11 protein-coding genes are annotated in these 12,817 nt (G+C 58.9%); 5 read left to right on the top strand and 6 right to left on the bottom strand.

Features of this window, described 5'->3' with window-relative positions; all coding sequences use genetic code 11:
* Positions 1 to 55 precede the first annotated feature (55 nt).
* Positions 56 to 532, bottom strand: coding sequence for a kinase inhibitor (locus JLG71_RS19425; RefSeq protein ID WP_009653774.1), 477 nt, complete (start codon positions 530 to 532; stop codon positions 56 to 58).
* A gap of 69 nt (positions 533 to 601) precedes the next feature.
* Complete coding sequence (gene bioA / locus JLG71_RS19420) at positions 602 to 1,891, bottom strand: adenosylmethionine--8-amino-7-oxononanoate transaminase (RefSeq protein WP_181251122.1); 1,290 nt, start codon at positions 1,889 to 1,891, stop codon at positions 602 to 604.
* Between the two features lie 85 nt (positions 1,892 to 1,976).
* Between bioA and bioB the strand changes: the two genes are divergently transcribed.
* From bioB to bioD, 4 genes are read left to right on the top strand one after another with little or no spacing between them, the layout of a single operon-like run.
* Positions 1,977 to 3,017, top strand: coding sequence for a biotin synthase BioB (bioB, locus tag JLG71_RS19415; RefSeq protein ID WP_014228484.1), 1,041 nt, complete (start codon positions 1,977 to 1,979; stop codon positions 3,015 to 3,017).
* A complete protein-coding gene (gene bioF / locus JLG71_RS19410; protein WP_025108115.1) occupies positions 3,014 to 4,171 on the top strand; it encodes an 8-amino-7-oxononanoate synthase in 1,158 nt (385 codons plus the stop codon). Before bioB ends, bioF begins: the two co-directional genes overlap by 4 nt.
* Positions 4,155 to 4,910 carry a malonyl-ACP O-methyltransferase BioC gene (gene bioC, locus JLG71_RS19405; RefSeq protein ID WP_049083907.1) on the top strand — a complete coding sequence of 252 codons (756 nt, stop codon included), beginning with the start codon at positions 4,155 to 4,157 and terminating at the stop codon, positions 4,908 to 4,910. Before bioF ends, bioC begins: the two co-directional genes overlap by 17 nt.
* Complete coding sequence (gene bioD, locus JLG71_RS19400) at positions 4,903 to 5,625, top strand: dethiobiotin synthase (protein ID WP_025108113.1); 723 nt, start codon at positions 4,903 to 4,905, stop codon at positions 5,623 to 5,625. Before bioC ends, bioD begins: the two co-directional genes overlap by 8 nt.
* Here the strand turns inward: bioD and JLG71_RS19395 are convergent.
* Positions 5,567 to 6,289, bottom strand: a complete 723-nt coding sequence (locus tag JLG71_RS19395; protein ID WP_014228488.1) for an ABC transporter ATP-binding protein — start codon at positions 6,287 to 6,289, stop codon at positions 5,567 to 5,569. The two genes, bioD and JLG71_RS19395, sit on opposite strands and share 59 nt — an antisense overlap.
* A gap of 711 nt (positions 6,290 to 7,000) precedes the next feature.
* Here JLG71_RS19395 and uvrB point away from each other — a divergent pair.
* Positions 7,001 to 9,016 carry an excinuclease ABC subunit UvrB gene (gene uvrB / locus JLG71_RS19390; RefSeq protein ID WP_004849041.1) on the top strand — a complete coding sequence of 672 codons (2,016 nt, stop codon included), beginning with the start codon at positions 7,001 to 7,003 and terminating at the stop codon, positions 9,014 to 9,016.
* Positions 9,017 to 9,316: 300 nt separating this feature from the next.
* Here the strand turns inward: uvrB and pmrB are convergent, their stop codons facing one another.
* Genes pmrB through eptA form a run of 3 tightly spaced genes read right to left on the bottom strand, consistent with a single transcriptional unit; the run spans position 9,317 to position 12,730 of the window.
* Positions 9,317 to 10,414, bottom strand: a complete 1,098-nt coding sequence (gene pmrB, locus JLG71_RS19385) for a two-component system sensor histidine kinase PmrB (RefSeq protein ID WP_014228490.1) — start codon at positions 10,412 to 10,414, stop codon at positions 9,317 to 9,319.
* A gap of 4 nt (positions 10,415 to 10,418) precedes the next feature.
* Positions 10,419 to 11,090: a two-component system response regulator PmrA gene (pmrA, locus tag JLG71_RS19380; RefSeq protein WP_004849045.1), complete on the bottom strand. Its 672-nt coding sequence runs from the start codon at positions 11,088 to 11,090 to the stop codon at positions 10,419 to 10,421.
* On the bottom strand, positions 11,087 to 12,730 hold the full coding sequence (gene eptA, locus JLG71_RS19375; RefSeq protein ID WP_025108112.1) for a phosphoethanolamine transferase EptA: 1,644 nt from the start codon (positions 12,728 to 12,730) through the stop codon (positions 11,087 to 11,089). The genes pmrA and eptA overlap by 4 nt, the downstream gene beginning before the upstream one ends.
* Between the last annotated feature and the right edge of the window lie 87 nt (positions 12,731 to 12,817).

The following is a 12,817-nucleotide window of genomic DNA, read 5'->3' as shown; positions in this document are numbered from 1 at the left end:
ACCCAATCGCACTCACCTGTAGCCCGGATAAGGCGTTTACGCCGCCATCCGGGGCTTAGCTAAACAGGGCGGTAATCGACGCGCTGCCGAGGCTGTGGAAATGGACGTTAAAGCCGACCATCGCGCCGCTCGCGCCCTCATCGACCGCAATTTTTTCGACGTCCAGCGCGTGGACGGTAAAGATATAGCGATGGGTCTCGCCTTTTGGCGGCGCCGCGCCGCCGTATCCGGCCTGGCCAAAATCGGTACGGGTCTGAATCGCTTCTTCGGGCAGTTCCGCCTGTCCGGAGCCGGCTCCCTGCGGTAACACGCGGGTATCGGCCGGAAGATTGGCCACCAGCCAGTGCCACCAGCCGGAGCCGGTGGGCGCATCGGGATCGAAGCAGGTCACCACAAAGCTTTTGGTTCCGGCCGGCACATCGTCCCACGCCAGATGCGGCGAGATATTATCGCCATCGTAGCCCATGCCGTTAAAGACATGACGATTGGGCAGCTTCTCACCATCCTGTAAATCATGACTGATTAATTTCATCGTCTCTCCTCGTAGTCATCCGCTGATTAGCCAGAAAGTGTAGCGCGAGAGAGGCGCCATTACCGTCGCTTATTCGCTAAAAAATGTTTCTTCCTGAACCGCGGCGTTTACCGCCCGCGTCAGGCGACTCAGCTGCTCCGGCGTAATGATGTACGGCGGCATCAGGTAAATCAGGCGACCGAACGGGCGGATCCACACGCCTTGTTCGACGAAAAAGCGCTGCAGGGCGGCCATATTCACCGGCCGATGCGTCTCGATCACGCCAATCGCTCCCAGCACCCGCACATCGGCAACCTGCGCGGATTCGCACGCCGGCGCCAGTTCGGCGCTGAGCTGCGCTTCAATGGCTGCCACCTGCTGCTGCCATTCGCCGCTTTCCAGCAGGCGCAGGCTCTCGGTCGCCGCCGCGCAGGCCAGCGGGTTGCCCATAAAGGTCGGGCCGTGCATAAAGCAGCCGGCTTCCCCGTCGCTGATAGTTTCTGCCACCTGACGGGTGGTGAGGGTGGCGGAGAGGGTCATGGTGCCGCCGGTCAGCGCTTTGCCGAGGCACAGAATATCCGCCGCAATCCCCGCGTGCTCGCAGGCGAACAGCTTACCGGTTCGACCAAAGCCGGTGGCGATCTCATCGGCGATCAGCAGGATGCCCTCGCGATCGCACATCCTGCGGATCCGCCTGAGCCACTCGGGGTGGTACATCCGCATTCCGCCCGCGCCCTGAACAATCGGCTCGAGGATCACCGCGGCGATTTCATGGCGGTGGGCGGCCATCAGACGGGCGAACGGTACCATATCCCGCTCATCCCAGTCGCCGTCGAAGCGGCTCTGCGGCGCCGGGGCGAAGAGGTTATCCGGCAGATAGCCCTGCCACAGGCTGTGCATTGAGTTCGTCGGATCGCAGACCGACATCGCGCCGAAGGTATCGCCGTGATAGCCGTTGCGGAAGGTGAGAAAGCGCTGGCGCGGGTCGCCTTTCGCCTGCCAGTACTGCAGCGCCATTTTCATCGCCACTTCGACGGCGACGGAGCCGGAATCGGCGAGGAACACGCATTCGAGGCTTTCCGGGGTCATCGCCACCAGCTGGCGGCACAGGGCGACCGCGGAAGGGTGGGTAATCCCACCGAACATGACGTGCGACATCTGGTCAATCTGCGCTTTCATCGCCGCGTTCAGGCGCGGGTGATTATAGCCATGAATGGCCGCCCACCAGGACGACATGCCGTCAATCAGCTGCCCGCCGTCGGCGAGGGTCAGCTCACAGCCGTGGGCGGCCACGACCGGATAGACCGGCAGCGGCGAAGTCATTGAAGTGTAAGGGTGCCAGATGTGGCGCCGATCGAAAGCGAGATCGTCCGTTGTCATAATCGACTTGTAAACCATTTTGAAAACATTTAGGTTTACGAGTATAAACCGAACCAACAATTAACAAAACCCTTTGGAGAGGCTAATGGCTCACCACCCCCGCTGGACAATGTCGCAAGTTACTGAGTTATTTAATAAACCCTTTCTGGATCTGCTGTTTGAAGCGCAACAGATCCATCGCCAGCACTTCGACCCGCGCCAGGTTCAGGTCAGCACGCTGCTGTCGATTAAGACCGGCGCCTGCCCGGAAGACTGCAAATACTGCCCGCAAAGCGCGCGCTATAAAACCGGTCTGGAATCCGAACGCCTGATGGAGGTTGAACAGGTGCTTGAGTCGGCGCGACAGGCGAAACAAGCCGGTTCAACCCGCTTCTGTATGGGGGCGGCGTGGAAGAATCCGAACGATCGCGATATGCCGTATCTTGAGCAGATGGTGAAAGGGGTGAAAGCGCTGGGGCTGGAAGCGTGCATGACCCTTGGCACGCTCAACGATAGCCAGGCCCAGCGTCTGGCCGGCGCCGGTCTGGATTACTACAACCACAATCTCGATACCTCGCCGGAATTCTACGGCAATATCATCACCACCCGCACCTATCAGGAGCGCCTCGATACCCTTGATAAAGTGCGCGATGCCGGAATTAAAGTGTGCTCCGGCGGTATTGTCGGGCTGGGGGAAACGGTCAAAGACCGCGCCGGGCTGCTGCTACAGCTGGCCAATCTGCCGACGCCGCCGGAAAGCGTGCCGATCAACATGCTGGTGAAGGTCAAAGGCACGCCGCTGGCGGATAACGACGACGTGGACGCCTTTGATTTTATTCGTACTATCGCCATTGCGCGCATCATGATGCCGACCTCGCACGTGCGCCTCTCCGCCGGTCGTGAACAGATGAACGAACAGACCCAGGCAATGTGCTTTATGGCTGGGGCGAACTCGATTTTCTACGGCTGCAAGCTGCTGACCACGCCAAACCCGGAAGAGGACAAAGACCTGCAGCTGTTCCGCAAGCTGGGGATTAATCCGCAGCAGACCGAGGTACTGGAAGGCGATAACGCCCAGCAGCAGCGGCTGGAGCAGGCGTTGATGAACCCGGATACCGAGGAATATTACAACGCGGCGGCGCTATGAGCTGGCAGCACCGCATCGAGCTGGCGCTGGCGGAACGGCAGGCGGCGGATGCCTTGCGCAGTCGCCTGCCGGTGACGCTGGGCGCAGGACGCTGGCTCAGCCGCGAAGGGCGGCGCTGGCTCAATTTTTCCAGCAACGATTATCTTGGCCTCAGCCAGCATCCGGCTATCGTCAAGGCCTGGCAGCAGGGTGCGGACCGCTACGGCGTCGGCAGCGGCGGCTCCGGCCACGTCAGCGGCTATAGCGAGGCGCACCGCGCGCTGGAGGAGCAGCTGGCCGACTGGCTGGGCTATCCGCGCGCGCTGCTGTTTATTTCCGGCTTTGCCGCGAATCAGGCGGTGATTGCCGCGCTGGCGGGCAAAGAGGATCGGATTGTCGCCGACCGTCTCAGCCACGCTTCGCTGCTGGAAGCCGCCAGCCTAAGCCCGGCGCAGCTGCGGCGTTTTCAGCACAACGACAGCCGCCATCTTGACGATTTGCTGGCGAAACCGCTATCCGGCCAGCAGCTGGTGGTGACCGAAGGCATTTTTAGCATGGACGGCGATAGCGCGCCGCTGGCTGAGGTTTCTCAGGCGGCGCGGGCGGCCGGCGCGCTTCTGCTGGTTGACGACGCGCACGGTATCGGCGCGCTCGGCGAAGAGGGGCGCGGCAGCTGCTACGCGCAGCAGGTACGCCCGGATCTGCTTATCGTCACCTTCGGTAAAGCGTTTGGCGTCAGCGGCGCGGCGGTGCTGTGCAGCGAGGCGCTGGCGGATTATCTGCTGCAGTTTGCCCGCCATCTGATTTACAGCACCGCCATGCCGCCGGCGCAGGCGGTGGCGCTGAGCGCCGCGCTGGCCGTGATTCGCAGCGACGAGGGTCAGCAGCGGCGGGAAACGCTGGCCGGCCATATCGCCGACTTTCGCCGGGGAATGTCCCACTATCCCGGGGAGCTCACTGATTCCGGCAGCGCGATCCAACCGCTGATCGTCGGCGACAACGCCCGCGCGCTGCGGCTGGCGGCGCGTCTGCGTGAGGAAGGCTGCTGGGCGACGGCCATTCGCCCGCCGACGGTCCCCGTCGGCAGCGCGCGGCTGCGCCTGACGCTGACCGCCGCGCACGAGTCTGCCGATATCGCCCGCCTGCTGGAGGTGCTGCATGACGGCGGTGAATAAGCGCGCCGTCGCGGCGGCGTTTGGCCGCGCGGCGGGACATTACGCTCAGCACGACGAATTACAGCGCCTTAGCGCCTCGCTGCTGCTGGAACAGCTCGATATCAAGACCTTTCCTGAGGTGCTGGACGCGGGCTGCGGCCCCGGCAGCATAAGCCGCTTCTGGCGCGATGCAGGGAGCCGGGTGACGGCGCTGGATCTTTCCGTCGACATGCTGGCGGAGGCCCGCCGCGGAAACTGCGCGCACCGCTACGTCGAGGGCGACATCGAAGCGCTGCCGCTGGCGGACGGCTGCGTTGATCTGGCGTGGAGCAACCTTGCGGTTCAGTGGTGCGACAATCTCGCGACCGCCATTGATGAGCTGTCCCGGGTCGTGCGGCCCGGCGGCCGCGTGGCGTTTAGTACGCTGCTGTCAGGTTCGTTACCTGAGCTCAATCAGGCCTGGCGAGCCATCGATGAGCGGCCGCACGCCAACCGTTTTCTCAGCGAGCAGGCGGTGCGTCAGGCGCTGGCCGGTCGCCGCGCCAGCGGCCACGTCCACGCCATCACGCTGCCGTTTCCCGACGCGCTTGGCGCGATGCGGTCGCTTAAAGGCATTGGCGCGACCCATCTGCACCACGGACGCAGCCCTGCGCCGCTCAGCCGCGGCAAGCTGCGGCAGCTCCAGCTCGCCTGGCCGCAGCAGCAGGGCCAGTGCCCGCTGACGTATCATCTTTTTACAGGAGTTATCGAACGTGACTAAACGTTTCTTCGTTACCGGCACCGACACCGAGGTGGGGAAAACCGTCGCCAGCTGCGCGCTGCTGCAGGCGGCCAATCGCGAGGGATTTAAGAGCGCGGGCTACAAACCGGTGGCTTCCGGCAGCGACTATACGGCCCAGGGATTACGTAATGAGGATGCGCTGGCTTTACAGCGCAATAGCCGCGTGGCGCTGCGCTACGAGCAGGTCAATCCGTTCACCTTTGCTGAACCGACGTCACCGCATATTATCAGCGCTGATGAAGGGAGACCGATTGACGCCGCCGCGATTTCTGCTGGCCTGCGCGAGCTGGAAGCGCTGTCCGACTGGCTACTGGTGGAAGGGGCGGGGGGCTGGTTTACGCCGCTGTCAGAAACGCTGACCTTTGCCGATTGGGTACAGGAAGAGCGGCTGCCGGTGATTTTAGTGGTCGGCGTTAAGCTGGGGTGCATCAACCATGCCATGCTGACCGCTCAGGCGGTGCTACAGGCCGGACTGCCGCTGGCGGGCTGGATAGCCAACGATATCCAGCCGCCCGCCAGGCGCCATCCTGAATATCTGGCAACGCTGAAACGCGTGCTGCCCGCGCCGTTTCTTGGCGAGATCCCGTGGCTGGCGGAGGCGGCTCAGCGCGAGGATCTCGGTCAGTATCTCGACCTCAGCGCGCTGGATCGGGCGTCATCCACTTCGCCAGCAGCGGGGCATCCAGCTGGATAACGTCTCCCTGGGCTACGCTGCGTCCACAGTGCAGCAGACAGAAACGATCCGCCACCCGACGAATAAACGGCAGGTGCTGTTCGGCGATCAGCACCGTCAGGCCAATATCGCGGTTCAGGCGCATCAGTAAATCCCCGAGCTTGTGCAGGAAGCGCTGGCCGCCGCCGCGCGAAGGTTCGTCGAGGATCAGCAGGCGCGGACGGGTTATCAGCGCCCTGGCCAGCGCCAGCTGATACTGATCGTCGGCGCTCAGGGTAATCCCTTTACTTTGGCGCAGAGCGTACAGCTCGGGGAACAGATCGTAAATCTCTCCGGCGACCGCTGACGCCGGTTCGCCGCCCGCCGCAAGGGCAATGTGCAAATTTTCCTCCACGCTCAGCTGCGAAAAAATCCGTTTATCCTGCGGTACATAGCCAATGCCGATGGCGCTGCGCGACTGCGCGGAGAGCGGCATCAGGTCATAGGGCGCCGATCCTCCGTCCTGCCAGGTGATAGTGCCGCTGGCCACCGGCAGATGACCGGTAATACAGTTGACGAGCGTGGTTTTCCCCATTCCCTGGCGCCCCATGACGCAAGTGCATTTACCGGGTTTGAGCTCAAGGTCAACATTCCACAGCGTGTGCTGGCTTCCGTAATAGTGGTTCACGGCGCGTAGACTCAACATAGACGTTTTCTCCTTTCCTGGGATAGCAGGCGACGAGAAGATTCTGCAAATCTCTTGCCAGGAAAAAGAACTCTCGGTATTTGCTGGTCAATACAGGTGCGACCGGGCACAAGCGGACCGACCTTGCACTTTCCCGGTGCCCGCGCGCTGAAATGTGGTGCAAAAAATAACAAAAAATCTAGCCACTCTTCGCCAATAAACAGCAAAAAAAATTCAATTAATTTTTTTCGCGGCGGGTTTGGTCGGGGCGACGGGTTTTGTTCGGGTGGCTCGGGTCATGGGCTGCAGACAGTTATCCACTATTCCTGTGGATAACCTTGTGTATTAGAGTTAGAAAACTTGCGGTAAGCTAGAGAGTACGCGGCCTGCGGCCGAATTGGCGCGAAACCCGTCTTTTATTAAATTCTATTAAATATCAATTATTTAAATAAAATCAATGCCTGTAAGAAAAGTGTCACCGACTGCCATAAAACATTCATCCCCTCGCTTGACAAATGTTAAATGGTCATACTTTTTGGGGATAACCCTGAGGCGTGGTCGATTATCCCGTAAAGCGGTTTTTATTCGTCCATGTTGGCGGTAAAAAGCGCTAATTAGTCCGACTACGATAATACGGCACTGTTTTTATATCCAGTATTTTTTATTGGCAAAAGCTGAGCCGGCGAGTAGAATTAAACACCTGCCGTTCAACCCTTCTTCAGGTTCTGATTGATGAGTAAACCGTTCAAGCTGCATTCTGCTTTCCGTCCCTCCGGCGATCAGCCGGAAGCCATTCGTCGCCTGGAAGAGGGGCTGGAAGATGGCCTGGCGCATCAAACCCTGCTCGGGGTCACCGGCTCAGGTAAAACGTTTACCATCGCCAACGTCATTGCTGACCTGCAGCGTCCGACGATGGTGCTGGCGCCAAACAAAACCCTGGCGGCGCAGCTATACGGCGAAATGAAAGAGTTCTTCCCGGAGAACGCGGTGGAGTATTTCGTCTCGTACTACGACTACTACCAGCCGGAAGCCTACGTGCCAAGCTCGGACACCTTCATCGAGAAAGATGCGTCGGTGAACGAACATATTGAACAGATGCGTCTGTCGGCGACCAAAGCGCTGCTGGAGCGTCGCGACGTGGTGGTGGTGGCCTCGGTCTCCGCTATCTACGGTCTGGGCGATCCGGATCTGTATCTGAAAATGATGCTGCATCTGACGGTCGGCATGATTATCGACCAGCGCGCTATTTTGCGCCGCCTGGCCGAGCTGCAGTATACCCGCAACGATCAGGCCTTCCAGCGCGGTACCTTCCGCGTGCGCGGCGAGGTGATTGATATCTTCCCGGCGGAGTCTGACGATATCGCGCTGCGCGTTGAGCTGTTCGATGAGGAAGTTGAGCGCCTGTCGCTGTTCGATCCGCTGACCGGTCATATTGAGTCGACGATCCCGCGCTTCACTGTTTATCCCAAAACCCACTACGTCACCCCGCGCGAGCGCATCGTCCAGGCGATGGAAGAGATCAAAGTTGAACTGTCGGAGCGGCGTAAGGGACTGCTGGAGAACAACAAGCTGCTGGAAGAGCAGCGTCTGAGCCAGCGTACGCAGTTCGACCTCGAAATGATGAACGAGCTGGGCTACTGCTCGGGGATTGAAAACTACTCGCGCTATCTGTCGGGCCGCGGGCCGGGCGAACCGCCGCCGACGCTGTTTGACTACCTGCCGGCCGATGGTCTGCTGGTCATCGATGAGTCCCACGTCACGATCCCGCAGATCGGCGGTATGTACCGCGGGGACCGGGCGCGCAAAGAGACGCTGGTGGAGTACGGTTTCCGCCTGCCGTCTGCGCTCGATAACCGTCCGCTCAAGTTTGAAGAGTTTGAGGCCCTGGCGCCGCAAACCATCTATGTTTCGGCGACGCCGGGAGCCTATGAGCTGGATAAATCCGGCGACGAGGTGGTGGACCAGGTCGTCCGTCCTACGGGGTTGCTGGATCCGGTCATCGAAGTGCGTCCGGTAGGCACCCAGGTCGACGATCTGCTCTCGGAGATTCGCATCCGCACCGCGATCAACGAGCGCGTGCTGGTCACGACGCTGACCAAACGCATGGCGGAAGATTTAACCGAATATCTGGAAGAGCACGGCGAGCGGGTGCGCTACCTGCACTCGGACATCGACACCGTGGAGCGCATGGAGATTATCCGCGACCTGCGCCTCGGCGAGTTTGACGTGCTGGTGGGGATCAACCTGCTGCGTGAAGGTTTGGATATGCCGGAAGTTTCGCTGGTGGCGATCCTGGATGCCGATAAAGAAGGCTTCCTGCGCTCTGAACGCTCGCTGATTCAGACCATTGGCCGCGCGGCGCGAAATATCAACGGCAAAGCGATTCTCTACGGCGATAAAATCACTCCATCGATGGCGAAAGCGATCGGGGAAACCGAGCGCCGCCGCGAGAAGCAGCAGGCGTACAACGAAGAGCACGGTATCGTTCCGCAGGGTCTGAATAAGAAAGTGGTCGACATTCTGGCGCTCGGTCAGAATATCGCGAAAACCAAAACCAAGGGGCGCGGCAAGTCTCGCTCACCGGTTGAGGCGGATGTCGTCGCGCTAACGCCGAAGGCGCTCCAGCAGAAGATTCACGAACTGGAAGGGCAGATGATGCAGCACGCGCAGAACCTGGAGTTTGAAGAGGCGGCGCAAATTCGCGACCAGCTTCACCAGCTGCGCGAGCTGTTTATCGCCGCTTCGTAGCGGCGTTGCCAGATAAATATCGCCCGGGCCTTACCGGGTCTTCGGGCGATGGACGGGATGTGTTTTTCGTAGGTAGGGTAAGGCGCCAGCCGCCACCCGACAGAAAAGCGGGCACATGAGCCGAAACGCTTTGGTTATTTGTTGCCCCTCTGTCGCGATTTTCCGTGATGCTTAATGTTGGCTTAATCTTGTTTGGCGAAACTATCCTCACTTTACTGAGGATAGCGCCATGCAAAAATTAACCTTCCGCGAATACCTGGCAGTCACCTGCGCGTTTGTTATCGTCGTTGCCTTTTTCCATCAGTGGGTGCTGACGTTCTGACGCGAAGCTTTAGGGAAGAGTACCCAGGCGCGAACGCCGGGCCCGGGCTGTCGGTTATGTAAAAAGAACTGCGCGTCGTGCAGCTGGGCGATGCGGGTGACGATGCTTAACCCGAGACCAATACCGCCATAGCGGCTGTCCATGCGGACGAACGCTTTGCTTAGCTCACCGCTTTTAGCCTCATCAATTCCCGGTCCTTCATCCTCAACGGCCAGAATGGGCGTTGGGCCAGGCGCTATCGACACTTTAATCGTCGACCCCGTCGGGCTATAACGATGCGCGTTTTCGACCAGGTTACGTAAAATAACCTGCACCAGCGTGGCGTCGCCCGACACGATTGCCTCTCCATCCTTAACGTTGATCGCCAGCGTCTGCTGGCGCTGCTGCAGCATTGTCTCAAGCTCGCTCTGCAGCGGTTCGATTACATCCTCTTTCAGCGCAACCTGCTGATAGCTTCCGGCGGAGAATGACTGGCCAACGCGCGCCAGCTGAAGCAGCTGGGTAATGCTATTGGTCATTTGATCGAGACGCTGAATTAGCGGGTCCACGCTAACGCCATGCACTTTCGCCAGAAGCTCCAGGTGCAGACGCAGCCCGGCCAGCGGCGTGCGCAGCTCATGGGCGACGTCGGCGGTAAACAGACGCTCGCGATCGAGGGTTAAATTCAGGCGGGACACCAGCTGATTAATCGCGGTGGTCACCGCGGTGACTTCAGGAACCGATTCCTTCAGCGTGATAGGCTGCAGGTTGTCCGGGGTGCGGCTTTCCAGCTCGAGCTGCAGTCTGGAAAGCGGCTTTGTGATTTTTTTCACCGCCAGCAGGGAGATATACAGCGCCAGGCCGATAATCAGCAGGCTTGGGATCAGCAGGCTGGCTACCGCTTCGCGAACCTCATGCTCTATATGCTTCTGATTGTTATGCCCTTCAATGGCGCTGGCGACCAGCAGCTGAATCTGCTCCTGACTTTCATGCCACAGCCAGAACACGCTGATGAGCTGACAAACGGCCAGAATAGCGCCAATTGTCAGCAGCAGCCGATGACGCATAGTCCAGTTTTCACTGACAAAAAAAGCCATAGCGTTATTCGGTCTCCGCGTTATCAACCAGCATATAGCCAAAGCCCCGGACGGTGCGGATGCGTGATTTGCCGACTTTATCGCGCAGATTATGGATATGCACCTCCAGCGTGTTGGTGGCCGGTTCGTTGTCCCAGCTGTAAATGTCGTTGTAGAGAATTTCGCGATGCACCGGGCTGCCCGCTTTCATCATCAGGCGTGAAAGCAGAGCGTACTCTTTGGGCGTTAAATCCAGGGACTGCTCGCCGAGCCAGACCAGCCGCCGGGTGACGTTCAGGCGCAGATTGCCGACGGACAGTTCGTTATCGCCCTGATTATTGTGACGACGCAGCAGGGCGCGAATGCGCGCGTTCAGCTCTTCCAGCGCAAACGGCTTAACCAGGTAGTCATCCGCGCCGGTATCCAGGCCGCTGATGCGGTCATCCACGGTATCGCGGGCGGTGAGGATCAGTACCGGCTGGCTGAACTTCTCCCGTCGCATGCGCGCCAGGAAGTGCAGACCGTCTTCATCCGGCAGGCCGAGGTCGAGAACCACCAGGCTGTAGTGGTTGCTGGCCAGAGAGAGGGCGGCTTCGTGGGCGGTTGATACGCCGTCGCAAACGTAGCCCTCGCTTTGCATCGCCAGGATTAACCCTTGTAACAGGAGCGCATCGTCTTCAATGACTAAAATTTTCATCGGCCTGCCTCTCTACATGGCGTTAAAATATCGTCTGTTGCCTGGTACTCGCGGGTGCTGACCCCGAGCAGACCGAGCAGGGTGGAGAAAAGATTATCCTGCGAATACGCTTGCGTTTTCGCTTTTTGCTGCAAACACTGGCTGGACACGCCATAGCGCTGTTGATAATCCGCTGACAGCCACAGCAGCATCGGGACGTGTTTTTGCGTCTCCGGGGCGATGGACCACGGTAGCCCGTGTAAATACACCCCATCCTCGCCAAGCGACTCGCCGTGATCCGAGAGATACACCAGGCTGGTGGTAAATTTATCCTGCTTTGACTGCAGTAATTTTATCGCTTTGTCGACCACATAATCGACATACAAAATCGTATTATCGTAGGTATTGGTGAGCTGCTGCTGGGTGCAGCTCTGAATCTCGTTGGTGTCGCAGGTGGGCGTAAACTGTTTAAACTGCGCCGGATAACGATTGTAGTAGGTTGGGCCGTGGCTGCCGATAGTGTGCAGAACGATAATCCCGTCCTGCTGCAGATTATCGATATAGTTCTCCAGGTTATGGAACAGCACCTCATCGTAGCACTCGCCGTCGATGCACTGGCCGCTAAGCTTCAGATCGGTGACGTTCTGGTGCGGTACCCGGTCGCAGGCTCCTTTACAGCCGCCGTCGTTATCATTCCACTGAACCTGAATTCCCGCGCGCTGCAGGATATCCAGCACGCCTTCCTGATGGTGCGCCAGCTCTTCATCATAGTGGGCGCGCGGCATATTAGAGAACATGCACGGTACAGAAACCGCGGTCGCGGTGCCGCAGGACGTGGTGTCGGGGAAATAGATAACATTATCCTGTTTCAGGCGCGGGTTGGTCTCGCGGGCGTAGCCGTTCAGGGAAAAGTTTGCCGCCCTTGAGGTTTCGCCTAACACCACGATAGTCAGGTTTTTCCGCGGTCCGCTGCGCATCTCCGGCTTCTGAACCGCGTCTTCGCCAATTTTGACCAGCGGAAGATTATCCATCCTGTTATGCGCGTACCAGGAGTTCACGGCCACAATGCTGTTTGACGGGCTCAGGGACTTAACCAGCTCTTTGTTATTGCGAAACAGCGAGGCGTAATCTTTATAGAAAAATGCCGCGACCAGAATAATCAGCAGCGCTGAAACCACGATGCTCAACAGCCTTACCGCCACGCTGCGCCACAGGGTTGCCGGTTTGCGGATTTTAACCCACCAGGCCACGACCACCGCCAGAATGCCGGAGAGTCCCAGGATCAGGACCATTTTTCCGGAGAGTAGCGCAAAGCTTTCGGCGGGAGTGGTATCGAGAATATTGGTGATCATCGCCCGATCGATAACCACGCCAAAGGTCCAGATAAAATACTGGGCCGAGGCGCTAAGCAGAATAAACAGGCTGATAACGAGGCGGTCAAGCTTAAGAAATGACGCTAGCGTGGTGATGATATTCATCACGCTGATAGCCACTATCGGCATACTGAGGAACACCAGCCAGTTATGCAGGCCGTTGACCGGCAGCAGGGTAAACGCCTGGCGATAGAAAGCGATGTTCAGCGCCAGGCCAATATAGCAGGCGAACAGAATCAAATAGACCGTACGGTTAAGCATTGGCCGACGTAAAGAAAATAACGACATAGCGAAGTCCATATAAAGAGATGTTCGCTATGCTGCCCGTTTTTTTTTAAGACAACCTTAAGATTTTAAGCCTGCCTGTTTTTGTCG

It is taken from the genome of Klebsiella michiganensis (assembly GCF_015139575.1).
GTDB classification, from domain to species: Bacteria; Pseudomonadota; Gammaproteobacteria; order Enterobacterales; family Enterobacteriaceae; genus Klebsiella; species Klebsiella michiganensis.
This window is presented reverse-complemented; position numbering and strand designations above follow the sequence as displayed.

What these genes read in the sequence shown, in the direction of transcription:
- bioB (WP_014228484.1), top strand. Translation starts at nt 1,977, where the DNA reads ATGGCTCACCACCCCCGCTGGACAATGTCGCAAGTTACTGAGTTATTT.
- pmrA (WP_004849045.1), bottom strand. Translation starts at nt 11,090, where the DNA reads ATGAAAATTTTAGTCATTGAAGACGATGCGCTCCTGTTACAAGGGTTA.
- bioF (WP_025108115.1), top strand. Translation starts at nt 3,014, where the DNA reads ATGAGCTGGCAGCACCGCATCGAGCTGGCGCTGGCGGAACGGCAGGCG.
- bioC (WP_049083907.1), top strand. Translation starts at nt 4,155, where the DNA reads ATGACGGCGGTGAATAAGCGCGCCGTCGCGGCGGCGTTTGGCCGCGCG.
- JLG71_RS19395 (WP_014228488.1), bottom strand. Translation starts at nt 6,289, where the DNA reads ATGTTGAGTCTACGCGCCGTGAACCACTATTACGGAAGCCAGCACACG.
- eptA (WP_025108112.1), bottom strand. Translation starts at nt 12,730, where the DNA reads ATGTCGTTATTTTCTTTACGTCGGCCAATGCTTAACCGTACGGTCTAT.
- pmrB (WP_014228490.1), bottom strand. Translation starts at nt 10,414, where the DNA reads ATGGCTTTTTTTGTCAGTGAAAACTGGACTATGCGTCATCGGCTGCTG.
- bioA (WP_181251122.1), bottom strand. Translation starts at nt 1,891, where the DNA reads ATGACAACGGACGATCTCGCTTTCGATCGGCGCCACATCTGGCACCCT.
- uvrB (WP_004849041.1), top strand. Translation starts at nt 7,001, where the DNA reads ATGAGTAAACCGTTCAAGCTGCATTCTGCTTTCCGTCCCTCCGGCGAT.
- JLG71_RS19425 (WP_009653774.1), bottom strand. Translation starts at nt 532, where the DNA reads ATGAAATTAATCAGTCATGATTTACAGGATGGTGAGAAGCTGCCCAAT.